Origin of the sequence: Streptomyces sp. NPDC089424 (assembly GCF_044749345.1) — a bacterium.
Taxonomy (GTDB): Bacteria; Actinomycetota; Actinomycetes; order Streptomycetales; family Streptomycetaceae; genus Streptomyces.
Map to the genome: position 1 here is coordinate 576881 of NZ_JBIVHU010000001.1, position 23608 is coordinate 600488.

The 23608-nt window shown below is 72.5% G+C and carries 22 protein-coding genes and 1 pseudogene; 9 read left to right on the forward strand and 14 right to left on the reverse strand.

Translation table 11 applies throughout. The annotated features are described in order from the left end of the window. Positions 1 to 2 precede the first annotated feature (2 nt). On the reverse strand, positions 3 to 761 hold the full coding sequence (locus ACIP2X_RS02420) for a YqjF family protein (protein ID WP_401666426.1): 759 nt from the start codon (positions 759 to 761) through the stop codon (positions 3 to 5). 191 nt (positions 762 to 952) lie between these two features. On the opposite strand from ACIP2X_RS02420, the gene ACIP2X_RS02425 reads away from it, so the two are divergent. After that, complete coding sequence (locus ACIP2X_RS02425) at positions 953 to 1648, forward strand: hypothetical protein (RefSeq protein ID WP_401666429.1); 696 nt, start codon at positions 953 to 955, stop codon at positions 1646 to 1648. A 267-nt stretch (positions 1649 to 1915) separates the two neighbouring features. Further along, positions 1916 to 2566: a sigma-70 family RNA polymerase sigma factor gene (locus tag ACIP2X_RS02430; RefSeq protein WP_401666432.1), complete on the forward strand. Its 651-nt coding sequence runs from the start codon at positions 1916 to 1918 to the stop codon at positions 2564 to 2566. A 43-nt stretch (positions 2567 to 2609) separates the two neighbouring features. On the opposite strand, the gene ACIP2X_RS02435 is transcribed toward ACIP2X_RS02430, so the two are convergent. The 4 genes and pseudogenes from ACIP2X_RS02435 to ACIP2X_RS02450 all read right to left on the reverse strand — a co-directional run bounded on the left by ACIP2X_RS02435 (position 2610) and on the right by ACIP2X_RS02450 (position 6563). Beyond that, the gene (locus tag ACIP2X_RS02435) at positions 2610 to 3137 is read right to left on the reverse strand and encodes an NUDIX hydrolase family protein (protein WP_401668803.1); all 528 of its coding nucleotides are present in this window, start codon (positions 3135 to 3137) and stop codon (positions 2610 to 2612) included. Between the two features lie 24 nt (positions 3138 to 3161). Further along, positions 3162 to 4303: pseudogene (locus ACIP2X_RS02440) on the reverse strand (amidohydrolase family protein). Between the two features lies 1 nt (position 4304). After that, the gene (locus tag ACIP2X_RS02445) at positions 4305 to 5708 is read right to left on the reverse strand and encodes a glutamine synthetase family protein (protein ID WP_401666434.1); all 1404 of its coding nucleotides are present in this window, start codon (positions 5706 to 5708) and stop codon (positions 4305 to 4307) included. Positions 5709 to 5750: 42 nt separating this feature from the next. After that, positions 5751 to 6563 (reverse strand): SAM-dependent methyltransferase, encoded by an 813-nt coding sequence (locus tag ACIP2X_RS02450; RefSeq protein WP_401666436.1) that lies wholly within the window; start codon positions 6561 to 6563, stop codon positions 5751 to 5753. Between the two features lie 198 nt (positions 6564 to 6761). On the opposite strand from ACIP2X_RS02450, the gene ACIP2X_RS02455 reads away from it, so the two are divergent. From ACIP2X_RS02455 to ACIP2X_RS02465, 3 genes are all read left to right on the forward strand, one after another. Continuing rightward, on the forward strand, positions 6762 to 7652 hold the full coding sequence (locus ACIP2X_RS02455) for a Cof-type HAD-IIB family hydrolase (RefSeq protein WP_401666439.1): 891 nt from the start codon (positions 6762 to 6764) through the stop codon (positions 7650 to 7652). A 95-nt stretch (positions 7653 to 7747) separates the two neighbouring features. After that, complete coding sequence (locus tag ACIP2X_RS02460) at positions 7748 to 8254, forward strand: hypothetical protein (protein ID WP_401666442.1); 507 nt, start codon at positions 7748 to 7750, stop codon at positions 8252 to 8254. A 55-nt stretch (positions 8255 to 8309) separates the two neighbouring features. Continuing rightward, positions 8310 to 9809 carry an SPFH domain-containing protein gene (locus tag ACIP2X_RS02465; RefSeq protein WP_401666444.1) on the forward strand — a complete coding sequence of 500 codons (1500 nt, stop codon included), beginning with the start codon at positions 8310 to 8312 and terminating at the stop codon, positions 9807 to 9809. A gap of 28 nt (positions 9810 to 9837) precedes the next feature. Here the strand turns inward: ACIP2X_RS02465 and ACIP2X_RS02470 are convergent, their stop codons facing one another. Together ACIP2X_RS02470 and ACIP2X_RS02475 are read right to left on the reverse strand one after the other, a co-directional pair. Further along, on the reverse strand, positions 9838 to 10848 hold the full coding sequence (locus tag ACIP2X_RS02470) for a PucR family transcriptional regulator (RefSeq protein WP_401668805.1): 1011 nt from the start codon (positions 10846 to 10848) through the stop codon (positions 9838 to 9840). A 277-nt stretch (positions 10849 to 11125) separates the two neighbouring features. Further along, complete coding sequence (locus tag ACIP2X_RS02475; RefSeq protein WP_401666447.1) at positions 11126 to 12445, reverse strand: serine/threonine-protein kinase; 1320 nt, start codon at positions 12443 to 12445, stop codon at positions 11126 to 11128. A 245-nt stretch (positions 12446 to 12690) separates the two neighbouring features. Between ACIP2X_RS02475 and ACIP2X_RS02480 the strand changes: the two genes are divergently transcribed. Both ACIP2X_RS02480 and htpG read left to right on the forward strand, forming a co-directional pair. Next, the gene (locus ACIP2X_RS02480) at positions 12691 to 13932 is read left to right on the forward strand and encodes an amidohydrolase (RefSeq protein ID WP_401666450.1); all 1242 of its coding nucleotides are present in this window, start codon (positions 12691 to 12693) and stop codon (positions 13930 to 13932) included. Between the two features lie 97 nt (positions 13933 to 14029). Beyond that, entirely contained in the window at positions 14030 to 15877 is a 1848-nt protein-coding gene (htpG, locus tag ACIP2X_RS02485; RefSeq protein WP_401666452.1) for a molecular chaperone HtpG, read from the forward strand. 27 nt (positions 15878 to 15904) lie between these two features. Here htpG and ACIP2X_RS02490 read toward each other — a convergent pair whose 3' ends face one another. From ACIP2X_RS02490 to ACIP2X_RS02510, 5 genes are read right to left on the reverse strand one after another with little or no spacing between them, the layout of a single operon-like run. Continuing rightward, positions 15905 to 16555, reverse strand: a complete 651-nt coding sequence (locus ACIP2X_RS02490; protein WP_401666455.1) for an endonuclease — start codon at positions 16553 to 16555, stop codon at positions 15905 to 15907. Next, complete coding sequence (locus ACIP2X_RS02495) at positions 16552 to 16878, reverse strand: DUF3140 domain-containing protein (protein WP_401666457.1); 327 nt, start codon at positions 16876 to 16878, stop codon at positions 16552 to 16554. Before ACIP2X_RS02495 ends, ACIP2X_RS02490 begins: the two co-directional genes overlap by 4 nt. A 37-nt stretch (positions 16879 to 16915) precedes the next feature. Next, positions 16916 to 17395 carry a Dps family protein gene (locus ACIP2X_RS02500; RefSeq protein ID WP_401666460.1) on the reverse strand — a complete coding sequence of 160 codons (480 nt, stop codon included), beginning with the start codon at positions 17393 to 17395 and terminating at the stop codon, positions 16916 to 16918. Then, positions 17392 to 17655, reverse strand: a complete 264-nt coding sequence (locus tag ACIP2X_RS02505; RefSeq protein WP_401666463.1) for a WhiB family transcriptional regulator — start codon at positions 17653 to 17655, stop codon at positions 17392 to 17394. The genes ACIP2X_RS02500 and ACIP2X_RS02505 overlap by 4 nt, the downstream gene beginning before the upstream one ends. A 44-nt stretch (positions 17656 to 17699) precedes the next feature. Then, on the reverse strand, positions 17700 to 18509 hold the full coding sequence (locus ACIP2X_RS02510) for a lysophospholipase (RefSeq protein ID WP_401666467.1): 810 nt from the start codon (positions 18507 to 18509) through the stop codon (positions 17700 to 17702). Positions 18510 to 18643: 134 nt separating this feature from the next. On the opposite strand from ACIP2X_RS02510, the gene ACIP2X_RS02515 reads away from it, so the two are divergent. Together ACIP2X_RS02515 and ACIP2X_RS02520 are read left to right on the forward strand one after the other, a co-directional pair. Continuing rightward, positions 18644 to 19831 (forward strand): thiolase family protein, encoded by a 1188-nt coding sequence (locus ACIP2X_RS02515; RefSeq protein ID WP_401666470.1) that lies wholly within the window; start codon positions 18644 to 18646, stop codon positions 19829 to 19831. A gap of 273 nt (positions 19832 to 20104) precedes the next feature. Continuing rightward, positions 20105 to 20881: a sulfite exporter TauE/SafE family protein gene (locus ACIP2X_RS02520; RefSeq protein ID WP_401666473.1), complete on the forward strand. Its 777-nt coding sequence runs from the start codon at positions 20105 to 20107 to the stop codon at positions 20879 to 20881. A 33-nt stretch (positions 20882 to 20914) separates the two neighbouring features. Here ACIP2X_RS02520 and ACIP2X_RS02525 read toward each other — a convergent pair whose 3' ends face one another. Together ACIP2X_RS02525 and ACIP2X_RS02530 are read right to left on the reverse strand one after the other, a co-directional pair. Continuing rightward, a complete protein-coding gene (locus ACIP2X_RS02525) occupies positions 20915 to 22492 on the reverse strand; it encodes an AMP-binding protein (RefSeq protein ID WP_401666475.1) in 1578 nt (525 codons plus the stop codon). Between the two features lie 87 nt (positions 22493 to 22579). Continuing rightward, complete coding sequence (locus ACIP2X_RS02530; RefSeq protein ID WP_401666477.1) at positions 22580 to 23545, reverse strand: AraC family transcriptional regulator; 966 nt, start codon at positions 23543 to 23545, stop codon at positions 22580 to 22582. Positions 23546 to 23608: the final 63 nt, after the last annotated feature.

Sequence of the window (23608 nt, forward strand, 5' to 3'; positions counted from 1 at the left end):
CGTCAGGCCTGTCGGCGGGCGGGGCGGCCGAAGCGCACCGGCACCCCAGGTGAGTACAGGACGCTCGCCGGTTCGCCCACCGGCGCCGCGAGGCCCGCCGCGGCGACCAGGTCCTCCTCGCACTTCAGCAGTTCGGCGCGGTGCAGGGGCCAGCGCGGGTGGGTGTTCGGGAGGTGCACGGGGCGTCCGAGGAGTGTGGTGGGCATGCCCCAGCGGGCGGTCACGAAGTGCTCGGACCCGGTGGGCTCGGCCACGGGTTCGCCGACGCGCAGGGTGATCCGGCTGGAGGCGCCGCGGGGGCCGGGCAGCCGCCGCGAACCGGTGTACGTCAGGACGTCGCCGTCCCGGGACACGGTCATCCTCGACCACATATAGGGGAGCCGGAACACGGACCGGCCGATCGCCACCGGCAGCAGACGGGAGGCGTCCAGCGAGCGGAAGACCACACCGCGGCGGCCCTCGCCGTCGACCGTGTAGAGCCGGACGTTGGTCTCCGGGAAGCTCCCGAGATACGGCACGCCGGGCAGCCGCAGCCAGCCGACCCGGTGCATCCGGAACGCCACGAGACCGACGTACGTCACCCCGTCCAGGGTGTCCGGGACGCAGCCGGCCGGCAGCAGCGGTGCCACGTCCGCCGGGTCGGCGGCCCAGTGCAGGAAGGCCAGATCCAGCCACGACTGGGTGAGCAGCGGGCGTGGCGTGGAACCGGGCGGATCGGGGGATATCGGCTCGGGCACGACGGCGGGACCGGGAAGGGGCACGTTTCGAGGATGCCAGAGGGAGAGGCGGGCCAGGCAGTACGTCGTCCCGGCCGGTGGCCGGTCCGGACGACGGGACGGTTCCGGCATATGTGTGTGGTCTGTCTCACGCGTCTCGGATTGAGTCACCGACACCACCCGATTCCGTACCCACCGTTGACGACCGCGCGCCGGATGCAAGGATGAACGCCGTCATGACTGTTGGGTGGTGTTCCCGCACGGTTCGGGCCGCGGTGTTCGCGGCCGTCTGCGTGCTGCTCGCCGCCCTGGGGCACGCGCTGATGTCCGGCAGTCAGGTGCCCTGGTGGGCACTGGCCGCCGGCGCCGCCGCGGCCGGTGCCGTGGGCCTGGGGCTGGCGGGCCGGGAGCGCGGGCTGCCGCTGATCGTGACCGTCGTCGTCACCGTCCAGACGGCACTGCACTCCGCGTTCTCCCTCGCCCAGTCGACGGCCGCCGGAACCGGGCCGCAGACGCGGGCGGGCGGCGCGGGGCACGACATGACGGCGATGCCCATGGACGCCGGGCACATGGCCGGGATGCCCATGGGCTCCTCGCACACCCACGGCATGGACGCCATGGACGTGACCCAGGGCGGGCCGGTCGGCCACGTCATGGACGGCTCGTCCTCGTTCGGCATGCTCGCCGCCCACCTGCTGGCGGCACTGCTGTGCGGCCTGTGGCTCGCGTACGGCGAGCGGGTCGCGTTCCGCCTCCTGCGCGCCGTGGCCGGATGGCTGGCGGCACCGCTGCGGCTGCCCTTGGCCGTGCCCGCCCCGCCGCACCCCCCGCGCCCCCGCCCGGGGCGCCGCAGGTCGGCGCGGTCACCGCGCCGGCTCCTGCTCGTCCACGCGATCACCTCTCGGGGGCCACCCCTGGGGAGCGCTGTCTGACGACAGCCGCCAGGACCTGTCGCGAACGTGGTGTCCGCCGCGCGACGCCCGGACGCCACGCTGCCGTCCTTCGGACGGCGACGCCCCTTTCGCGACCGGCCCTTGCCCGAGGCAGCCCCTGTGCGCCTCGGGCCACGGCCGTACGCCCGCGCGGGCCCCCGTGGCCACGCGAGACGCCGTACGGCCGGCTCCCCACTCCCCGGATCCGCACCGCACGCGCGCCCACGCGCCGCCGTGCGGGTCCTGGACGGCCGACAAGGACACCAGGTGATCACTCCTGCCCTGCCCGACGTACCCGAGAGAACCGAGGACCACGGCACCACCGACGACGAACCCACCGCGCCCCACGCCGGATCCGCCGACGACTCGATAACGGCATGGGCGCTGGCCGCCCGCACCGGCGACCCGGCGGCGGTCGACCGCTTCGTGCGCGCCCTGCACCGCGACGTCCTGCGCTACGTCGCCCATCTGTGCGGCGACCCCCAGGCCGTGGACGACCTGGCCCAGGACACCTTCCTGCGGGCGCTCGGCAGCCTGCACCGGTTCGAGGGGCGCTCCTCGGCGCGGGCCTGGCTGCTGTCGATCGCCCGGCGCGCCGTGATCGACAGCTACCGCTACGCCGCGGCCCGGCCCCGCCTGTGCGACGTACCGGACTGGCGGCTGGCCGTGGAACTGGCCCAGCCGCGCGACCTGCCCGGCTTCGACGACGGCATCGCGCTGCTCGACCTATTGGCCGCGCTGCCCGAGGAACGGCGGGAGGCGTTCGTGCTCACCCAGTTGCTGGGCCTGCCCTACGCGGAGGCGGCGGTGCTCAGCGGCTGTCCGGTCGGCACCGTCCGCTCCCGGGTGAACCGGGCCCGGGCCACGCTCGTCGACCTGCTGGCGGCGGCCGACCGGCCGTCCGTGCTGGTCGCCTGACCGACGCGAGGGCGCCGGCCGCGAACCGGCGCCCTCGGGGCGGTCAGAACGTCAGACCCACATGCGCCAGTGCCTGCTTGAGCAGCACCCCGTGCCCGCCCGGCATCTCGCTCTGGAGTGCCAGCGAGGCCGCCTCGTGGGGTTCGAACCACTCCAGGTCCAGCGCGTCCTGGCGGGGCCTGCAGTCGCCGGTGACCGGCACCACGTAGGCGAGGGACACCGCGTGCTGGCGCGGGTCGTGGTACGGCGTGATGCCCTGGGTCGGGAAGTACTCGGCCACTGTGAAGGGCTGGAGGGAGGCCGGGATCCGGGGCAGCGCCACCGGGCCGAGGTCCTTCTCCAGGTGCCGCAACAGGGCGTCCCGGACCCGCTCGTGGTGCAGGACCCGGCCGGAGACAAGGGTGCGACTGACCGTCCCGTCCGGTCCGATGCGCAGCAGCAGGCCGATGCTGGTGACTTCACCGCTGTCGTCGACGCGCACCGGCACCGCCTCGACGTACAGGATCGGCATGCGGGCGCGTGCCATCTCCAGCTCGTCGGAGGACAGCCAACCGGGCGTGGTCTCGGTCATGTCAGACATTGCTTGATCATACTTTCAGGTGTCGTCGGAAAACCGGTAGACCCGGTGGGCGTTGTCCCGTCCCGCCCACCGCACGAGGCGCAGCGCGTCGGGCAGGCTCAGCTCGTCCGCGTCCACCCGCTCCTGGAGCAGCTCGGCCAGCCCCCGCCGGAAGGCCAGGGCGCCCAGCAGGTGGAACTCCGCCACACCGTAGGCGTCGGAGCTGTACAGCAGTTTGGGGAACGGCGTGATCTCCGTCGCTTCGGCCAGTACCGCGCCGGCCCGTCCCGGACCCACGTGGTGCAGGGTGAGGCCGACGTCGAGGTACACCTGCTCGAACACGGCGGAGAGATAGGCGGCCTGGCGCTGGTAGGGCCAGCAGTGCAGGAGCATGACCGGGATCGTGCCGGACGTCAGGTGCAGCCAGTCGGTCAGGTGGGTGGGGTCGCAGCGGTGCAGCCGGACGTCGTTGTCCCCGAAGCCGGTGTGGAGTTGGAGGGGGAGCCCGAGGCCGACGGCCGTCCACAGCAGGTGCCGTACGAGCACCGGGTCGTCCAGCCGGCCGCCGTGCGGCATGCGGCGCCGGACGGCCTCGGTGATCTCGGCCTCGGTGGGGCGGGACGGGTCCAGGTCGAAGCCCGTGCGGTAGGCGGCCACGGAGTCACCGCCAGCACACCGGGCCGGCGCACCGCCTCCCACGCCGCCGTCTCGACCGTCCGCGCGTACGCGTCCGGTTCGACCCCGGCCGCCAGTACCGCCTCGGCGACCGTCTCCAGCCGCACGACCTCGTGCGCGCGGGCTCCGGTTCCGGCGAGCCGGGCCAGCTGTTCCGGTGTGGTCAGGTGCTCCGGGGTGTACCCGGTGTCGACGCAGAAGACGCCGGTCCCGGCGGCGGACAGGAACCGCCGGTTCACCTCGTCCGCGCCGAGGGCCGCCCGGCGGGCCACGTAGTCCTCGGCCGGGGCGTGCCGCGGCAGGTCCAGCACGGGCGCGCAGTGGCGGCGGACGGCGACGCCCGCTGGGGTGTCGAAGGGCGAGACGCCCGGCCAGGCCGCACCCTCGGTGAGCAGCGACGCGAAGCCCGGCAGGTCCAGCCCGGCGGTGACGACGCCGTGGCAGTGGTGGTCCACGAGCGGCAGCGCGTCCAGCGCCTCGGCGACCGGCCCGGCGGCGCCCACGTCAGTACACCCAGCGGTAGGCCGCAGCCACCCGCGCGTCGTCCAGTCCGGCCACCGCGGCGACCTCCCCGAGCCGCACGGCGATCACCGCGTCGGCCAGCACCGGTCCCAGGGCGGCCCGCACGGCGTCGTCCCGGCGGAACGCGGCGACGGCCTCCTCCAGCGACTGCGGCAGCCGGCGCACCCCCCGCTCCGCCGCCTCCCGCGCGTCGAGCCGCGCCGGGTCGCCGGTGGTCCGCTCCGGCAGCGTGGCCCCCGTCGCCATGCCGTCCAGTCCGGCGGCGACGACACAGCCGAGGGCCAGATAGGGGTTGGCGGCCAGGTCCACGGGCTTCACCTCCAGGTTGGCGGCCTGGTCGCGCAGGCCCGCGGTGCCCGTGACGAGGCGCAGCGCGGTCTCCCGGGTCTCCAGGCCCCATGCCGTGAACACGCCGGCCCACTGGGCCGGCCTGAGCCGCAGATAGCTCGCCGGGCTCGGGGCGGTCAGCGCCAGCAGGCCCGGAAGATGACCGAGGATCCCGGCCGCGAAGGACTCGGCACCGGCCGTCATGCCGTGCCGGCCGGTGCCGCCGGAGTGCAGGTTGACGCCGTCGCGCCAGGCGGACAGGTGCAGATGGCCGCCGTTGCCGACGCCCTCGCCGGACACGGCCGGCGCGAAGCAGGCGCGCAGACCGTGCCGGGCCGCCACCGCGCGGATGGTCTGCCGCAGCAGCACGCTCCGGTCGGCCGCGGCCACCGGGTCCAGCGCCCGCACCGAGACCTCGAACTGCCCGGCCGCGTACTCGGGGTGGACCTGCTCCACGTCCATCCCCTGCGCCGCGCACGCGGCCAGCAGATCGGCGGTCAAGTCGCTCAGCTCCACCTGCCGGGTGGCGCCGTACGCCGGTCCCGACACCGCCGGGACGAACTCGCCGCCGGGCGCCGACCCGAGTCCGACCGCCCACTCGACCTCCACCGCCGCCCGGAAGGTGACGCCGTGCTCCCGGGCCGCGCGGTCGACGACCCGGCGCAGGAACGTGCGGGCGCAGGCCGGGTGCGGCTCGCCGTCCTGGGTGATCCGGTCCACCGGCGCCCAGGCCCAGCCGGGCTGCGCGGCGAGCACGGTCAGCTGGTCCAGGTCGGGGTAGAGCCGCAGATCGCCGTCCGGCGAGCCGAGCACGTCGGTGCTGACGATCGAGTCGTTCGCGAGGAAGGTGTCGAACACCGGTGACATCCCCACGCCCCAGGCAGAGGCGTCCGGGAGCCGCGCCGTCGGGATGCCCTTGACGCGGCCGATGCCCGCCGTGTCGACGTACGACAGGACGATCCCGTGCACACCCCGCGAGGCGAGCTCGCCGCTCAGCGCGTGGGCCCGCTCCGTCTCACCGGGGCGGCCACCGGGGACCGGGTCGGCAAGGGTCGTCATACGTCCTCCTCGACGGGCGCGACGGGCGGGTCGCCACCGGAGTCAGGGTTTCACGGCCACCGCTCCGTACTGCGGTACCACGACGGGGGCCTGCAGTTCGGCGCGCCAGGCCGAGCACGAGACCAGGCCCGGTTCGAGCATCTCCAGCCCGTCGAGGAACGAGGCGATCTCGGCGCCGCTGCGCGCGGTGACCGGCGGGGTGGCGTTCTCGTTCCAGAACTTCATGGCCGGGATCTGGCCCTCGCCGCCCAGTTCCGCGTCGTGCGTGGGATGCGTCATGACCAGATAACTGCCCGAGGGGACGGCGGCCATGACCCGGCGCGCGATCTCCCGCGCCTCGTCGGTGTCCAGCACGAAGTTGAGGATGCCGAGCATCATCACCGCGACGGGACGCGTGAGGTCCAGGGTGCGTGCGGCCCGGTCGAGGATGGTGTCCGGGTCGCGCACGTCGGCGTCGATGTAGTCGGTGACGCCGTCGGAGGTGCCGGTCAGCAGGGTCCGCGCGTGTATCAGCACGATGGGGTCGTTGTCGACGTACACGATCCGCGACTCGGACGCGATGCGCTGCGCGATCTCGTGGGTGTTGTCCGCGGTCGGTAGCCCCGTGCCGATGTCCAGGAACTGCCGCACCCCGCGCTCACCGGCCAGGAACGACACCGCCCGGCCGAGGAACTCGCGGTCCGCCCGCGCGATGTCCCGGACCAGCGGGAACATCGAGGCGACGTGGTCGCCGACCTGGTGGTCGACCTCGTAGTTGTCCTTGCCGCCGATCCAGTAGTTCCAGACCCGTGCGTTGTGCGCCACACCGGTGTTCAGGCGTGCCGATCCCTCCGCCGGGGTGGGAGCCTCGCTCACGTCTCTTCCTCTCCTCGCCGGTACCGCGGTCGCGGCCATTGTGCCGCGTCCAAGATCGGCCCGTGGGCGAACCGCGGGACCGGGGTCTCACTCGTACGCAGGAGTGCGCTGGGTAGGGTTGACGGCCGCACCCGGAACGACGAGCGGCGCGCGACCGAGCACCCCAGGGCAGCGGCCGAGCGCCTCAGGAAACAGGACATGCCCCACTCCCACGCGACCCTGCCCACCCCGTCCGCCACCCCGCCGCCCGGCACGGCCGACATCCGCCTCGTCGTCACCGACATGGACGGCACGCTCCTGGACGACGACAAGCGCGTCCCCGCCGGACTGTGGGAGGTGCTGGAGCGGCTGAAGGAGCGCGGGGTGCTGTTCAGCCCGGCGAGCGGCCGCCAGTACGCCACGCTGGCACGGGAGTTCGCCCCGGCCGCCGAGGGCATGGTGTTCATCGCCGAGAACGGCACCTACGTCGTGCGCGACGGCGTGGAACTCAGCTCCGACACCCTGGCCCCCGCCGTCGTCACGGACGTCGTCCAGGAGGTACGGCGGCTCGCGGCGGACGGCGTCGACGTCGGCGCCGTCGTCTGCGGCAAGCGCTCCGCCTACGTCGAACGGGCCGACGCGCCCTTCCTGGCGGAGGTCGGCAAGTACTACGTCGAGCACCGCGTCGTCGACGACGTCAGCGCGGTCGACGACGACGTCCTCAAGGTCGCCCTCCACGACTTCGGCCCCGTGGAACGCGTCACCGCCCCGGCCCTCGCCCGCTTCGGCGCCACCCACCAGGTCGTCGTCTCCGGCGCGCACTGGGTCGACCTCATGAACCGCACCGCGAACAAGGGCGCCGCCGTCCGCCGCCTCCAGCGCGAACTGGGCATCACGCCCGCGCAGACCGTGGTGTTCGGCGACTACCTCAACGACCTGGAGATGCTCGACACGGCCGAGTGGTCCTACGCCATGGCCAACGCCCATCCGCAGGTCGTGCGGCGCGCCCGCCACCTGGCACCGGCCAACACGGACAACGGGGTGCTCCGCACGCTCACGCGCCTGCTGGGCCTGCCGGAGATTCCGGACGTCGGCATCAACAAGGCGTAAAGATTGCCGGAACCCGGCAGTGAAACCCCGCGACGCCGCGTGTCAGGATCTCGTCAACGGGGAGACCGGCGAGGGGCGGGACGGGGGCGGCACGCATGGCCTGGTTCCTGGGAATCGGCATCACGGGGGTCGTGCTGCTCGCTCTGGCGCTGGTGCTCGACGGGGTGCTGGAGGGCGTGCTCGACGGCGCGCTGGACGGTGTCCTCGACGGGTGGCTGTCGTTGCCGGTCGTCGCCGGGTTCCTGGCGGCGACCGGCTTCGGCGGAGTTCTCGCCACCGGGGTGACGGGGGCCGGGCCGGCCCTCGCCGCCGGATGCGGCGCCCTGTGCGGGGTGGGCACGGCCTGGCTGACGTACCGGCTCGGCCGCGCCCTGATGTCGGACCGGTCGGCCCTCGCGCCGCGCGGCGAGGACCTCGTGGGCAGCTCCGGCAGCGTCGTGACCCCGATCCCGGACGGCGGCTTCGGTGAGGTGCTGCTCCAACTCGTCGGCCAGCCGGTGAAGTTCGCCGCACGCAGCGCTGGGCCGGTGGCCAGGGGCGCCGAGGTGTGGGTGGAGTCGGCACCGTCCGCGACCTCCGTCGTGGTGCGCCCGGTCCGCTGAGTGCCGGGGCACACCTTCTCGTACATGTCCAGCTCTTGGAACGGGGGCGTTTGTCGTGAATCCAGTGGTGGTCGCCGTGGTGGGGGTCGTCGTACTCCTCGTCCTGCTCGCTCTGGTGGTGGCCGGCCGGTACAAGGTGGCCGGGCCGAGCGAGGCGTTCATCGTCACCGGCCGGCGCGGCAAGCCGGCCACCGATCCGGACACCGGCCGGGTCTTCACCGACAACAGCGGGCAGAAGGTCGTCGTCGGCGGCGGGGTCTTCGTGGTGCCGTTCGTGCAGCAGCGGTTCACGCTCGACCTGTCCTCGCGGCACATTCCGGTGGCCGTGCGGGGCGCGGTCACCCTGCGCGGGATCAAGGCCCATCTCGAGGGCGTCGCCATCGTGAAGGTCGGCGGCACCGAGGACTCGATCCGCGCGGCGGCACAGCGGTTCCTGATGCAGCAGGACGGGATCGTCGGCTTCACCCAGGAAGTGCTCTCCGGCGCCCTGCGGGCCATCGTCGGGCGGATGTCGGTGGAGGACATCATCCGTGACCGGGCCGCCTTCGCCGGGCAGGTCGCCGAGGAGGCCGAGGCCAGCCTGTCCGGACAGGGCCTGGTGCTCGACGCCTTCCAGATCCAGGACATCACCACCGAGGGCTCCTACCTGGAGGACCTCGGCCGCCCCGAGGCGGCGCGCGCCCGGCAGGAGGCCGACATCGCCGAGGCCGAGGCCCGGCGGGCGGCCGAGCAGGCACGGCTGAAGGCCGAGGAGGAGATCGCCGTCGCCCAGCGGACCTTCGCACTGCGACAGGCCGAGATCAAGGCCGAGACGGACGCCGCGGCGGCGCGGGCGGCCGCCGCCGGACCCCTCGCGGAGGCGGCCCGGCAGCAGGACGTCCTCACCCAGCAGGAGAAGGTCGCCGAGCGGCAGGCCGCGCTGAAGGACCGCCAGCTCGACACCGAGGTGCGCAAGCCCGCCGACGCCCGGCGCTACGCCGCCGAGCAGGAGGCCGAGGCCAGGCGGGTGGCACGGGTCAAGCAGGCCGAGGCCGAGCGGCTGGCCGAGATCGCGGCGGCCCAGGCGGAGGCCGAGCGGTCCCGGCTGACCGGTGAGGGCGAGAAGCAGCGGCGCGGGGCACTGGCGGAGGCGGAGGCGATCGAGGGCCTCAAGCAGGGCGAGGCCGAGCGCTCCCGGCGGGCGGCGATCGCGGAGGCGGTCCGTCTGGAGGGCGAGGCCGAGGCGTCGGCGATCGGCGCGAAGGGCGCGGCCGAGGCGGAGGCCATGCGGCAGAAGGCCGACGCCTTCGGACGGTACGGCGACGCCGCCGTGCTCCAGATGCTGGTCGAGGTGCTGCCGCAGGTCGTCGCCAAGGCGTCCGAACCCCTTTCGGCGGTGCAGAAGATGACCGTGATCTCCACCGACGGGGCCGGCCGGATCCCCCGCGCGGTCGCCGACAACGTCACCCAGGGGATCGAACTCCTCGGCGCCACCACCGGCGTCGACCTCGCCGAGCTGCTGAAGGGCGTCACCCGGCGGGACGGCGCGGCCGAGAAGGCCGAGATCACCGGCTGAGCGGCACGGCGGCGGCCCGCCCGGGACCTCAGAGTTCCTGGGCGGGCCAGTCCAGCAGCCGGGCGCCGATCACGGCCGTCTGGAGCGTGTAACGGTGCATCGGACCGGCCGGGTTGGCGCCGGTCAGCTCGTGGATGCGCTCCAGGCGGTAGGTCAGGGCGCGCACGCTGAGCGCGAGCCGCCGCGCCGCCTCGGCCGCGACACAGCCCGCGTCGAAGTACACCTCCAGCGTACGCAGCAGCGGCTCGGCGCCGCCCCGGGCCCCGCGCAGCGGGCCCAGAACGCTCAGCACCAGGTCCGCCATGGCCTGCCGGTCCCGGGTGAGCACCGGATAGACCAGCAGCTCGGCGGCGCGCACCACCGGGTCGTCCAGCGCGAGGCGCTCGGCCAGCTGCAGCGTACTGAGGGCCTCCTCGTACGAGTGGACCACGCCGCCCGCGCCGGGCTGCGGCCGTCCGACGGCCACCCGCCCGGCCCCCGTCGCGGCGTGGGCCTGTTTGGCGAAGAAGGCGAGCACCTCGTCCTGGTCGCCGGGCGCGATGCAGATCAGCTGCCCGTTCTTGGTGGCCAGCAGGATGCGCCGGTCGCCGAAGCGGGCTATCAGTGCGGTCTCCACACGGCGGGTCACCGGGTGGGTGTCCGCGTAGGCCTCGGGGCCCTCGGCGACCGCGACCGCGTGCGCCCCGGACAGCACCAGCCCGAACCGCTCGGCCCGTTCCGCCAGCCGTCCGAGGTCACTGCGTCCGTAGAGCAGGTCGTCGATGAACTCCCGGCGCGCCGCCTCCTCCTGACGTACCGCCAGGTGCTGCGCCCGCTCGTAGCCCTCGGCGAAGGCGTCCACCGCCTGGGCGACCGCGGCCAGCACGCTGTCGGCCGTGGCGGGCGCGCCGGGCCACCAGGCGCGTGTGGCGTCGAGGTGCTGACGCACCAGCGCGCGCAGGCCGTGCCCGGCCTCCGCGGCCCGTTCCCCGAGGGCGCGGCGCTCCTCCAGCTCGTCGCGGGTCGGGCGGCGCCCGGTGGCCGAGACCTCCGTCAGCATGTCGGCGTAGCCCCGCAGGTAGCCGTCCTCGTTCGCCGTCACGCTCACTCCGCCCCGTCCCGCCCGCCTCTTCGACGCCGTCCTGACGTCTTTTGACGCCTTCTTGACGGCATGCGGCATCGGGAGGGTAGTCAACTCTGCCGGAACACGGCAATGCGCGGGGTTTCCGGGCCCGGCCATCATGGCGGTGGGGAGCCGCGGGGCTCCGGTGCCGCACACCCGGGACGGACGGGGGCACCGGAGCCCCGCACGCCGTGTGCCGGGTGCGCGCGGGACGTCAGTCCTCCCCGTCGTCTCCCTCGTCGCCGTCCCTCTCGCCGTCGCCGCCGTCGTCCCCGTCGCGTCGCCGGTCGTGCCGCTCCTTCCCGGACCTCTCCTGCGTCCCGGTCGCGACGGGCGACGGGGACGTCCCGGCGGCCGGGGCGGCGGAGCCCGCCGACGGTGAGGACGGATCCGACGCGGGGGCGCCGCCCGTCGTGATCGTGCCGACGGAGGCCGTGGGCGTGCCGCTGGGGGAGTCCGTGCGGGAGCCCTCGGTCGCCGTGTCGTCGGGCGAGAACCACAGCATGCCGGCGACCACCGCCGCCAGGAACAGGGCCAGCGCGGCGGCGGCCCCCAGCATGCGGGGCTGCAGCAGCCCGCTGCGGGCCGCCGGCCGGCCGCGACGCCGGGACGCGGTCCTGGTCGAGGACGGCAGCATGTACGTCGTCGCGGGTCCCGTACCGCCGGCCGGCGGCGACGGGGAGGGCACGGGCACCGGCGCCGTGGCGGGCAGTGGCTCGGGGCGGCCCTGCCAGGCGCCGGCCGCGAACCAGTCGGCGACCTGGGCCGCGCCGGGCCGGTGCTCGGGCTCCTTGGCCAGCAGGCCCAGTAGATAGCTCTCGAAGGCGGGCGGGAGTTCGGCGCCGAGCTGCCGCGGCGGCACCGGACTGGCGTCCAGGTGCTGGTGGAGGATGGCGATCGGGGTGTCCGCCTGGAACGGTGGACGCCCGGTGAGCAACTGGTACAGCACGCAGCCCAGCGAGTACACGTCGCTGGCCGGCCCCGCCGGGCGGCCGAGCGCGCGTTCCGGGGCGAGGTAGAGGCTGGTGCCGACGATCTGTCCGGTGGCGGTGAGCGCGGCGGCCGGGTCGTCGAGGAACCGGGCGATGCCGAAGTCGCCGATCTTGAGGGTGCCGTCCGCGTCCAGCAGCAGGTTGGCCGGCTTGATGTCGCGGTGCACGATGCCCTGCTGGTGGGCCGCGGCCAGGCCGGCCGCCGCCTGCGAGGCCATCTGCGCCACGCGCGCGGCCGGCTGCGGGCCCGACTGGGCGAGCAGACCGGCGAGGCTGTCGCCGTCGACCAGCTCCATCACGAGGAACAGCCGGTCCTCGTACGTACCGAAGTCCAGTACGCCCACCACGTACGGGTGATGCAGCCGTCCGGCGGTCTGCGCCTCCAGGCGGAAGCGCGAGGCGGCGGTGGGGTCGGAGTCCTGGGGCAGCAGCAGCTTGACGGCGACCCGTCTGCCGAGCGTCTCGTCGTACGCCCGCCAGACCTCTCCCATCGCACCGCGCCCGATCGGATCCTGCAGCTGGTACCGGCCCGCTATGAGCACCTGTGATTCATCCTCATGCTGTGTGAAGTCTCGGCGCCGCAGGCCGTAACTCACCGCCGGTGCGGGTGAGGTGGAGGGTTGCCGCAGCTGCCACAGCGTACCGGCAGCGGCGTGGTGCTCATGATCACCCGAGCGGATGGCCCGGCTCCGCGGCACGCGGCAGGATGGCCGTCGCAGGCCTCAGCAACCCCGCACGTGACCCCCGTGGGCGAGCGTGCCCCCTGTCGGAGGAGAACGAAGCAGCCATGAGCGAACCCGCCGCCGCAGCCCGCCTCGCCCTCGAACTCACCGCCGGCCTCAAGCGCGACGAACTGGAGGACCTCTACCGCGATCTGCACCGCCACCCCGAACTCGCCTTCCAGGAACATCGCACCGCCGCCAAGCTGGCCGGCCGGCTGCGTGCCGCGGGCTACGAGGTGACGGAGGGCGTCGGCCGCACCGGCGTCGTCGGCGTGCTGGCCAACGGGGACGGCCCGGTCGTCTGGCTGCGCGGCGACATGGACGCGCTGCCCGTGCACGAGGCGACGGGGCTTGCCCACGCCTCCACCGTCGACGGTGTGATGCACGCCTGCGGGCACGATCTCCACGTGACCTGGCTGGTCGGTGCCGCCGAGGCGCTCGCGGCCGGCCGGGCGGCCTGGTCGGGCACGGTCGTGGTGGTCGGGCAGCCCGCCGAGGAGGCCGACGGCGGCGCGTCGGCGATGGTCGCGGACGGGGTGCACACCCGATTCCCCCGCCCCGACGTGCTCTTCGGGCAGCACGCCGCGCCCGGTCCCGCCGGGTTCTACCCACACACCCCTGGCCTGATCATGTCGGCCTCCGACGACGTCGACGTCGTCGTGCACGGCGTCGGCGGCCACGGCTCACGCCCCGAGTCGACCGTCGACCCGCTGGTCACAGGCGCGTACATCGTCACCCGGCTCCAGTCGGTGGTGTCCCGCGAGGTCGCGGCGGCGCACTCGGCGGTGCTGACCGTAGGGCAGTTCCACGCCGGTACGCAGGCCAACATCATCCCCGCCGAGGCCCGGCTCGCGCTGAACCTGCGCACCCAGGACCCCGAGGTACGCGAACGCGTCCTGGCCGCCGTGCACCGCATCGTCACCGGCGAGTGCCAGGCCGCCGGCTGCCCGCGCCCGCCCGCGATCGACGTCCGCCCGGGGTATCCCAACACCGTCAACGACGCCGCCCTCGACGAGGAGATCGCCGCCGTGCACCGCGAACTGTTCGGCGAGCACACGGTGTTCGCCTTCGGTCCCGCGATGGGCAGCGAGGACTTCTCCCTGCTGGCGCCGCGGGGAGTGCCGTACGACTACTGGTACGTCACGACGACGCCGGCCGAGGTGTGGGAGGCGGCGCCGGGGGAGGGGCTGCTGGAGCGGCTGGGCAACGTGCCCGGCAACCACAGCCCGCTCTTCGCGCCTGACCTCTCGGTGCTCCTGCCCGGGGTGCAGACGCTGGTGTCGGCGGCGCTGAGCCGTCTCGGGTAGCCGCGCGCCGCGCCGGACGCGCTTGTGTGCCCCGCTGCCGGTGTGTCAGATTTCCCTGGCCCGCACGCCCGCACCACCCGACCGGAGAAGGGACGCGATGAGCACCGAGACGCTGGAGTTCCAGGCCGAAGCGCGGCAGCTCCTGCAGTTGATGGTCCACTCGATCTACTCGAACAAGGACATCTTCCTGCGTGAACTGATCTCCAACGCGTCCGACGCCCTGGACAAACGGCGCCTCGCCGCTCTCACCGACGACAGCCTGCGGGCCGAGGACCCGCACATCGCCGTCGAGGCGGACAAGGACGCGCGCACGCTGACCGTCCGGGACAACGGCATCGGCATGACGCGCGAGGACGTGGTGGGGCTCATCGGCACCATCGCCCGGTCCGGCACGGCCGAGACGCTGCGCAGGCTCAGGGAGAGCAAGGAGAACAAGGAGAACAAGGACTCCGCCGAGCTGATCGGCCAGTTCGGTGTCGGCTTCTACTCCGTCTTCATGGTCGCCGACAAGGTCCGCCTGATCACCCGCAGGGCCGGCGAGGAGACCGGCGTGCGCTGGGAGTCGGACGGTGACGGCACGTACACCGTCGAGACCGTCGAGGACGTGCCGGAGGGCACGTCGGTCACCCTCCACCTGCGCCCCGCGGACGAGGAGGACGCCCTCCACGACTATGCCGAGGAAGCGAAGATCCGGGAGATCGTCAAGCGGTACTCGGACTTCATCTCGTTCCCCATCCGCCTGGGCGACGACACCCTCAACTCGATGAAGGCGCTCTGGTCCCGCCCGCGGTCCGAGGTCGAGGACGAGGAGTACCAGGAGTTCTACCGGCACATCAGCCACGACTGGTCGGCGCCCCTGGAGATCATCCAGATGCGCGCGGAGGGCACCTTCGAGTACGAGGCCCTGCTCTTCGTCCCGGCGCGCGCCCCGCACGACCTCTTCCAGCGCGACGCCCGTCACGGCATCCAGCTCTACGTCAAGCGCGTGTTCATCATGGACGACAGCCGTGAGCTGCTGCCGGGCCATCTGCGCTTCGTCAAGGGAGTGGTGGACGCCGCCGACCTGTCGCTGAACGTCTCCCGCGAGATCCTCCAGCAGGACCGGCACATCCAGCTGATCCGCCGCCGCCTCGCCAAGAAGGTCCTGTCGACGGTCAAGGACCTCATGCGCAAGGACGCCGACAAGTACCGCACCTTCTGGCGGGAGTTCGGTGCCGTCGTCAAGGAGGGGCTCCTCGATCCGGCCGAGGACCACGGCGCCATCCTCGGCATCGCGTCCTTCGCCTCCACCGCCGGCGACGAGCCCACCACTCTGGCCGAGTACGCCGCCCGGATGAAGGACGGCCAGGACAAGATCTACTTCATGACCGGCGAGAGCCGGGCCCAGATCGAGAACTCCCCGCACCTGGAGGCCTTCAGGGCCAAGGAGTACGAGGTCCTGCTGCTCACCGACCCCGTCGACGAGATCTGGGTCGAGGCGGTGCGGCAGCACGACGGCAAGGAGTTCCGCTCGGTGGCGCGGGGCGCGGTCGACCTGCCCGCCGGGCAGGAGGTCACCGAGGAGCGGTCGGGCGCCTACGCGACCCTGCTGGCCTGGCTGAACGAGACACTCGACGAGGTGAAGGACGTCCGGCTGACGACGCGGCTGACCAGTTCCCCGGCGTGCCTGGTCAACGACGCGGACGGCATCACCCCGGCCCTGGAGCGGATGTACCGGGCGATGGGCCAGGAACTCCCGCCGGTCAAGCGCATCCTGGAGCTGAACCCGGAGCACCCGCTGGTCGGCGGTCTCCGGTCGGCCTACGAGGAGCGCGGCGCGGACGCGGAACTGGCCGAGACGGCCGAGCTGCTGTACGGCACGGCCCTGCTCGCGGAGGGCGGCGACCTGGCCGACCCGGCGCGCTTCGCCAAACTGCTCGCCGACCGCCTCGCCCGCACCGTGTGACGGCGCCGCGCCGCCGCGCCCCTCGGGTCAGGCGGCGGCGCGGCGGAGGCTGTCCTCGGCGACGTCCTTGTCCAGCGCCGCCCGCACCAGCGCCGCCGCGAGCACGGCGGGTTCGGTGTCACCGGCCAGTTCCACCAACCGGGCGGGGTCCTTCGGCAGGCCGAGCCGCTCCGCCCCGGACAGCGCCTTGGCGTCCAGGTACGGAGCGGCCTCGGGCCACACGCGCTGGGCCTCGCGCAGAAAGATGTCGGCGCCCGCCGGGCCCACGCCGGGGATCTCCTGGAGCAGCCGGCGCAGTTCGGGAACCTCGCCGCCGGCCTCCTCGCGCAGCCGCCGCAGATCGCCGCCCCACCGTTCGGTGAGCAGCTTCGCCCCGTCACCGAGCTGGGTGGCGGTGCGCTCGTCGTAGCGCCGGTAGCCGCCCCTGCCAAGGGCGTCCACCCGGTCCTGCCAGGTCGCCCCGGCCGTCCGCCGGGGGTCGCGCAGGCCCGCCTCGTGCAGCGCCCGGGCCGTCGCGACCGCGACCGAGGCCCGGATCCGGGCGCTGAGCAGCAGGGACAGCACCTGGAGGCGGTACAGCGGCTGCGGGGTGTCCCGCAGCCGGATGCCCGCCTCCTCGGCGTACGTCCGCCCGTGCGCGTCCAGCAGCGCGCGCACGACGCGGCGCGCGTCGCTCATGGTCTCGACGGGTCGTGGCCCAGCGTCATGAGCTGGTGCCGCCGGCGCGTCCGGCCGGGCTCGCTCTCCCCGCCGGCCTGGGCGTCGACCGCGTCCACCACGTCGTACATCACCTCGATGTCCTCTTCGGTGAGATCGGTGCGCCGCTTCTGCAGGATCGCGAGCACGTGCTGCCCGGTGGGGACGCCGGCCCGCTCCGGCGGCGGCTCCGCCTGCTCGTCGGCCTCGCGGACCTGCAGCCAGGCCGCCAGTTCCTGCGAGGTCATGTTCACCGCGCGGTGGAAGTCCTCCCACAGCGCGTCGAGTTCGAGGGCGTCGGTCATGGCTGCCCTTCCTTCGTACCGGGATGCCGGGCGGTGGTCACTCGCGCGGGGCGTTCTCCGCCTCGAACATCCACCGCTGCTTCTCCAGCTCCGCGGTGATGGAGATGAGCAGGTCCTGCGTGACCGGGTCGGCCTTCTCGGTCGCCTCGATCCGCGACCGCAGCCCGCCGATCGCCGCCCCCAGGGCCTCCACCATCACCTGGACGACCTCGTTGTCGCGCAGCCAGCCCTCCTTGGGGCCGGGCAGCGAGAAACGGGCGGCGATGGTCTCCGGGCGGCCGTCGGGCGAGGTGCCCAGCGCCGCGGAGCGTTCCGCCACCGTGTCGGCGAAGCCACGGGCGGCCGAGACCACCTCGTCGAGCTGGAGGTGGATCGAGCGGAACCGGGGTCCCACGATGTTCCAGTGCGCCTGCTTGCCGGTCAGTGACAGTCCGAGCAGGTCCACCAGGGTCTCCTGGAGCGCGTCGGTGGCGACGCGCCGGGCGTCGTCGGGAAGGGTGCTCCTCACGACGGTCATGGTGCGTTTCTCCCTCTCATGTCGTCCCTGGTCCTCGATGTACGGAGCAGTTCGGCGCGTTCGTGCTCGCCGGTCCCGCCCCACACGCCGGACGTCTGCCCGCTGTTCAGCGCGTAATGCAGACACTGGCTGATCACCGTGCACCGGGCGCAGACGCGCTTGGCGGCCGCGATGTCCCTCAGTGCCGGTCCCGTCGTGCCCACGGGGAAGAACAACTCGGGGTCCTCGTCCACGCAGGCGGCTCGCCGCAACCACTCCATGCGGGCGCGGGTGCCCCGGGCGAACCGGTGCAAACGGGCATGTCTCAGCGTGCGAGCACCGTGTCCAGGAACCCGGTCAGGTCGGCGAGGACCTCGGCCCTGTTCGTCTCCAGGAACACCTCGTGACGGGCGCCCGGATAGATCCGCTCGGTCATCTCGCCCCCGCTGAGCCGCGCCACGCCGGCCCGGCTCCCGGCAATCGGCACCAGCCGGTCGTCGTCGCCGTGCAGCCACAGGATGGGCAGTCCGCCCACGTCACCGCCCTCGGCCACGTCCTTGAGCGTGCGGGCGAACGCCTGAAGCGTCGGCCGCTTCATCGGGCCGTGCCAGACGAGCGGGTCGGCGGCGTAGGCGGCCCCCACGGCGGGGTCGCGCGCGAGGGCGGCCGGGCCGACGGGGACGTCGGGGATCTCGTCGTGGGCGAGCAGCCGCCCGGGCGTCTCCCAGGAGCCGATCACGGGCCCGGACAGCACGAGCGCGGACAGGTGGTCGCCGTGGCGCTGGGCGTGCCGCGCCGCGACCAGGCCGCCCATGGAGTGGCCGATCAGCACGAGCGGCAGGCCCGGGTGGGCCGCCCGGGCCAGTTCGGCGACCGAGTGCAGGTCGGTGACCACGTCCTCGAAGTCCTCGATCAGCACGCGCTCGCCCGAAGACCTGCCGTGGCCCATGTGGTCCGAGCCGAGGACGGCGGCCCCGTGCGCCCGCAGCGTCCCGGCCACGCCCTCGTACCGGCCGACGTGCTCGCCGTAGCCGTGCGAGAGGAGGGCGACGAAGGAGGGCGCGGGGTGCGACCATTCCCGGACGCTGATCGCGCCCCGGGTACCGGTGAGCACGTGTGTGCGGGTGTCGGCCATGGATCCCCCAGACGGCGTCGGTGAAGGCCTGCCCGGATCTTCCCAGGGTGGTGCACGGGGGGCTATAGTTTAAAACTAGCGGTGCTAATTAACTTTCGGGGCTGCCGATCCAGCTCCCGGTCAGGAGTCCCCTCGTGCGTCCCGTCCACTTCGCGGCCGCCCGCCGCACCCCCATCGGCAAGCTGCGCGGAGCCCTCTCCCCGGTGCGTCCCGACGACCTCGCCGCGGCGGTCGTGCGCGCTCTCGTCGCCGAGGTGCCGGCGCTCGACCCGGCCCGCGTCGACGACGTCTACTGGGGCGCCGCCAACCAGGCAGGCGAGGACAACCGCAACGTCGCCCGGATGGCCGCCCTGCTCGCCGGACTGCCCGAGTCGGTCCCCGGCGCCACCGTCAACCGCCTGTGCGCCTCCGGCCTGGAGGCGATCACCCTCGCGGCCCGCACCGTCGCCGCCGGCGAGGCCGACATCGTGATCGCGGGCGGCTCCGAGTCCATGAGCCGCGCCCCCTTCGTGCTGCCCCGCCCCGACGAGGCCCTGCCGCACCGCATGGAGACCGTCGACACCCGCCTCGGCTGGCGGCTGGTCAACCCGGCGATGAAGGAACTGCACGGCCTGCTGTCCATGGGGGAGACCGCGGAGGAGGTCGCCGAGCGGTACGGCGTCCCCCGCGAACGCCAGGACGAGTTCGCGCTGCGCAGCCACCGGCTGGCCGCCGACGCCCGCAAGAACGGCCACTTCGACGACGAACTCCTGCCGGTGCACCGCCCCGACGGCGTCGTGGTCGACAGCGACGAATGCGTCCGTGAGGACACGTCGTACGAGAAGCTGGCGCGGCTGAAGCCCGTGTTCCGTCAGGGCGGCACGGTGACCGCGGGCAACGCCTCCCCCATGAACGACGGCGCCGCGGGGCTCCTGCTGGTCAGCGAGGAGGCGCTCGGCGAACTGGGGCTGGAGTCCATGGGCCGCTACGTCGCCGGGGGCTCGGCCGGCGTCCACCCGGACGTGATGGGCATCGGCCCGGTCCCCGCCACGCGCAAGGTGCTGGAGCGCGCCGGCTGGAGCATCGGCGACATCGAGGAGGCCGAGTTCAACGAGGCGTTCGCCGCGCAGGCCCTCGCCTGCGTGGACCGGCTCGGCATCGACCCGGAGCTGGTCAACCCGAGCGGCGGCGCCATCGCCCTCGGCCATCCGCTCGGCTGCTCGGGCGCCCGCATCCTCACCACCCTCCTGCACCGGATGCGCCGCACCGGCGCGGGGCGCGGACTGGCCACGATGTGCGTGGGCGTGGGACAGGGCAGCGCCGTACTGGTGGAGCGGGCCTAAGGGCCTGTCTGACAATTCCCGTCTGCCGGACGGCGCCATGCACGCACTCTCGCCGCACCGGGCCCTGACCCGAGTACGTCCAGTACGCGGGTCAGGGCTCGGCGCCCCGAGAGCACGCACCTGACGCCGTCCGGCCGCCCTCCGGGCGACGACGCGAATTGTCAGACAGGCCCTAGCGGCCGCCCCTCGGGGTCCGCGTGGGGAACGCGCGGTTCCACGCGGTGGGACGCGCCTTACGGCGGCCAGTTGCATGGGCATAGCATCGGTGTCCGCATGGACACGATGACGCTCTGGCACATCACCGGCTGGGAGTTCGCCGCCCTCGCCTTCGCCGCGCTCCTGGTCGGCTTCTCCAAGACCGCCGTGAGCGGGGCCAACACGGTCAGCCTCGCCGTCTTCGCCGCGGTGCTGCCCGCCCGCGCCTCCACCGGGGTGCTGCTGCCGATCCTCATCGCCGGGGACGTGCTCGCGGTCCTCACCTACCGGCGGCACGCCCACTGGCCCACGCTGTGGCGGCTCTTCCCGGCGGTCGCGGCGGGTGTCGTGCTCGGCACGCTGTTCCTGGTGTGGGCCGACGACGAGATCGTACGGACCTCGATCGGGGCGATCCTGCTGCTGATGGCGGGCGTGACGATGTGGCGCCGCCGGGCGGGCGAGGCGACGGGCGAGGAGCCGGACTCGGTGAGCAGCAGACCGGGCCGCATCAAGGCACGGTCCTACGGCGTCCTCGGCGGCTTCACCACGATGGTCGCCAACGCGGGTGGCCCGGTGATGTCGATGTACCTGCTCTCGGCGGGGTTCCGGAAGCTGGGCTTCCTGGGCACCTCCGCGTTCTTCTTCCTGATCGTCAACGTGTCCAAGGTGCCCTTCAGCGCGGGACTCGGGCTGATCGACGGCCGGTCGCTGCTGCTGGACGCCGCGCTCGTCGGCTTCGTGGTGCCCGGCGCCGTCCTCGGCAAATGGGCCGTGAACCGGATCAACCAACGGCTGTTCGAGCAACTCGTGATCGCCGCGACGGTGCTGGGCGGGCTGCAACTGCTGCTGCGCTAGGCGGGCCGAGACTCGTACGATCTCGACAGCGCGTCACAAGCTCTGCGGGCAGCTTTTCCGTTCAGTCGTCAGGAGAGCCGCGCGCAAGGCCTTCTTGTCGGTCTTCCCGACGGCCGTCAGCGGGAGAGCACCCGTGAAGGTGTAGGAGACGGGTGTGTACAGGGGGCCCAGCCTCTCGGTGATGCGACGTGTGAGCTCGTCGAGGTCCGGTAGGCGCGCGGGATCCTCCGGCACCATCACCACGTGCACGCACTCCTTGCCGTCGTCGTCGGGCAGGCCGATGGTGGCCGCGTCCCTGATCTCGGGAAGCGAAACCAGGAAGTCGTCCAGGAGCCGGGAGTAGACGTTGCTCGCCGCACGCCCCGTCACGATGACATCGCGCACCCGATCGACGATGTAGAGGTAGCCGCGAGCATCCTGTCGTGCCAAATCGCCGCTGCGGAACCAGCCTTCGTCGTTCAGGACCTCCGCTGTGTTCTCCGCGTCCTCCCAGTAGCCCTCCATCACCGTGCGGCTGCGCACGTACAGTTCGCCCGGCTCGCCCACCGGAATGGGGTCGCCCTTCTCGTCCCGCAACTCCGTCTCGACTCCGGCAGCCGGCCGTCCACAACTCGTCAGCAACCCGGGCAGCGCCAGATCGTGCTCAGCCGCTGTGAGCATGCTGACCAGACCCGTCTCGGTCGCACCGTAGATCTGGTACAGAACTCGACCGAAGCGTTCCATCGCCTGGTGGAGCCGGGCGGGCGCCGCGGAGGCACCGGTGTAGTAGAGGGTCGACAGGGCGGGGCACCGGCCGCTGACACAGCTGGGGTGATCGAGCAGTTCGTAGAGCATCGGCGTCACTGTCATCATCGCGGTGACACGTTCGGTCTGCATTGTGGACAGCACATCACCGGCGTCGAAGTCTCTCAGCAGCACGATGGTGTGGGACGTCAGGAGACCCAGCAGTCCTGAAATGTGACCGCTGCTGTGCGTCACGAGCGTGCTGATCAACAACTTGGGATCCGCCGAATTGTGGAACCAATCCTCCGGGTTGCGACTCAAGGCCGTGTAGAAACGGCTGCGATGAGTGACCAGCTTGGGGTGCCCGGTGGTCCCGCCGGTGTAGAGCAGAGTGGCGATGTGGCGACCATCCGCCGCGTCACCGGGCGAATGATCGGTGTGGGCCGAGGCGATCCCCAAGAAGTCAGGCGCGACCGATGACGCGCCGATCCCGAGGATCTGAGGAATGCCCGTCCGGTCAGTGATCTTTCGGACTCGTTCGTCGAAGACGGGGTCGAACAGGAGAGCCTTAACATCGGCACGCCGAACAAGCTCTTCAAGTTCACTGTCGCCGGGCTCGGGTGGTACGAAAACGAGCCGAAATCCTGCGTAGTGGACGGCCGGCGCCAACAAGAGCGCCTCCGCGGAGTTCTTGGCGAACAGCGCCACCCCGTCCCCCTCTTCGAGCCCTGTCTCCCTCAAGGCCCCGGCGAACCGAAGAATCATGTCGGCGGCTTCGGTACCACTTATTCGCCGCGAACCGTCGACCACCGCATCGCGGCTACCTGCCGCCCGCAGTCGTTCCCATACCTTGACCGTGTAATTCGCATCGAAGGGTGCGCTGTCCATGATGCTCCCTGTCGAGCCGACAAGAAATTGCGTGATGAACAGGCTAGTCCTACGGACGGTGTGACGCCCTGGCGCCATGTGCCAGAGTCACTGACGAATTGCGCCACCGCTGACTTTCTGTGCAGACCTGTATGCGGCGGGCGTCAGGCCGGTGACTTCACGGAAGGCGCGGTGCAGTTGCGTCTCACCGCCGAAACCGCACTCGGTGGCCAGCGAGGCCACCGACCGACCGGGGGCCGAGAGCAGCAACTGACGAGCGCGCTCGACGCGTTGGGCACGCACCAGGGAGGTGAACGACTCGCCGTGGAGGGCGAGGGCGCGGAAGAGGCTCCGGCGAGAGATTCCGCAAGCGGCAGCGGCCATGTCCGCATCGGTGCTCGGATCGCAGGCATGTCTTCGCACGAACCGATGAATGCGTTCGTAGGTCATATCCGCCGCCGCCGACGTACTGGGTACGGCGCCTCTGGCCCATCCCACAGCCCAGTCCAGCAGACCGACCGCGTGAGGTATCAGCGCCTCGACGCCCTGCGGATCGGTACGGTGCTTGCGCTCCAGTCCCCTCCAGAACTCGGCCACCAGTCGGCCCGGCCCCGCCGCATCCAGTGCCACCGCCGTTACCGCTTGCAGTGAGCGATGAGACAGCCTGGCGCGGGGAACCCGGATCACCAACTGCGAGAATTCGTCGTCGAACTCCAGCGCATAGGAACGAGTGCTGTCGGTGAAGGTCATGACACCCGGGGACAGAAACGCGTGCCGACCGTCCTGATGCACCCAGCCGTGACCCGTGACCTGAATGTCGACCAGGACATCGTCTCTCCCGTCACGGGCGATGAGCTTGCGGGTCCGGCTCACCTGCTGCGGGGTGCACTCCACGACGGTCAGGCCGATCCCGTCGCACGCCACGTGTTCAAGACGTCCTTGGAGCGGCGCCGACGCGGGGGCGCGAATCCATGCCGGCAGCAATGCCGACCAGATCGCATCAATCCAATAGGCGCTCGTGTCCGCGCCCACTGCGTCCGCGGGGGACTGGATCACTCTGATTGAGGAACCCATTCGTCCGAGGGTACTCCACCGTACTTTTGTGTCTGCTGTCTGTTTCGGAGTTCACCTCTTGAT

What these genes read in the sequence shown, in the direction of transcription:
- ACIP2X_RS02425 (WP_401666429.1), top strand. Translation starts at nt 953, where the DNA reads ATGACTGTTGGGTGGTGTTCCCGCACGGTTCGGGCCGCGGTGTTCGCG.
- ACIP2X_RS02435 (WP_401668803.1), bottom strand. Translation starts at nt 3,137, where the DNA reads ATGACCGAGACCACGCCCGGTTGGCTGTCCTCCGACGAGCTGGAGATG.
- ACIP2X_RS02445 (WP_401666434.1), bottom strand. Translation starts at nt 5,708, where the DNA reads ATGACGACCCTTGCCGACCCGGTCCCCGGTGGCCGCCCCGGTGAGACG.
- ACIP2X_RS02455 (WP_401666439.1), top strand. Translation starts at nt 6,762, where the DNA reads ATGCCCCACTCCCACGCGACCCTGCCCACCCCGTCCGCCACCCCGCCG.
- ACIP2X_RS02460 (WP_401666442.1), top strand. Translation starts at nt 7,748, where the DNA reads ATGGCCTGGTTCCTGGGAATCGGCATCACGGGGGTCGTGCTGCTCGCT.
- ACIP2X_RS02470 (WP_401668805.1), bottom strand. Translation starts at nt 10,848, where the DNA reads ATGCTGACGGAGGTCTCGGCCACCGGGCGCCGCCCGACCCGCGACGAG.
- ACIP2X_RS02480 (WP_401666450.1), top strand. Translation starts at nt 12,691, where the DNA reads ATGAGCGAACCCGCCGCCGCAGCCCGCCTCGCCCTCGAACTCACCGCC.
- htpG (WP_401666452.1), top strand. Translation starts at nt 14,030, where the DNA reads ATGAGCACCGAGACGCTGGAGTTCCAGGCCGAAGCGCGGCAGCTCCTG.
- ACIP2X_RS02490 (WP_401666455.1), bottom strand. Translation starts at nt 16,555, where the DNA reads ATGAGCGACGCGCGCCGCGTCGTGCGCGCGCTGCTGGACGCGCACGGG.
- ACIP2X_RS02495 (WP_401666457.1), bottom strand. Translation starts at nt 16,878, where the DNA reads ATGACCGACGCCCTCGAACTCGACGCGCTGTGGGAGGACTTCCACCGC.
- ACIP2X_RS02500 (WP_401666460.1), bottom strand. Translation starts at nt 17,395, where the DNA reads ATGACCGTCGTGAGGAGCACCCTTCCCGACGACGCCCGGCGCGTCGCC.
- ACIP2X_RS02505 (WP_401666463.1), bottom strand. Translation starts at nt 17,655, where the DNA reads ATGGAGTGGTTGCGGCGAGCCGCCTGCGTGGACGAGGACCCCGAGTTG.
- ACIP2X_RS02510 (WP_401666467.1), bottom strand. Translation starts at nt 18,509, where the DNA reads ATGGCCGACACCCGCACACACGTGCTCACCGGTACCCGGGGCGCGATC.
- ACIP2X_RS02520 (WP_401666473.1), top strand. Translation starts at nt 20,105, where the DNA reads ATGGACACGATGACGCTCTGGCACATCACCGGCTGGGAGTTCGCCGCC.
- ACIP2X_RS02525 (WP_401666475.1), bottom strand. Translation starts at nt 22,492, where the DNA reads ATGGACAGCGCACCCTTCGATGCGAATTACACGGTCAAGGTATGGGAA.
- ACIP2X_RS02530 (WP_401666477.1), bottom strand. Translation starts at nt 23,545, where the DNA reads ATGGGTTCCTCAATCAGAGTGATCCAGTCCCCCGCGGACGCAGTGGGC.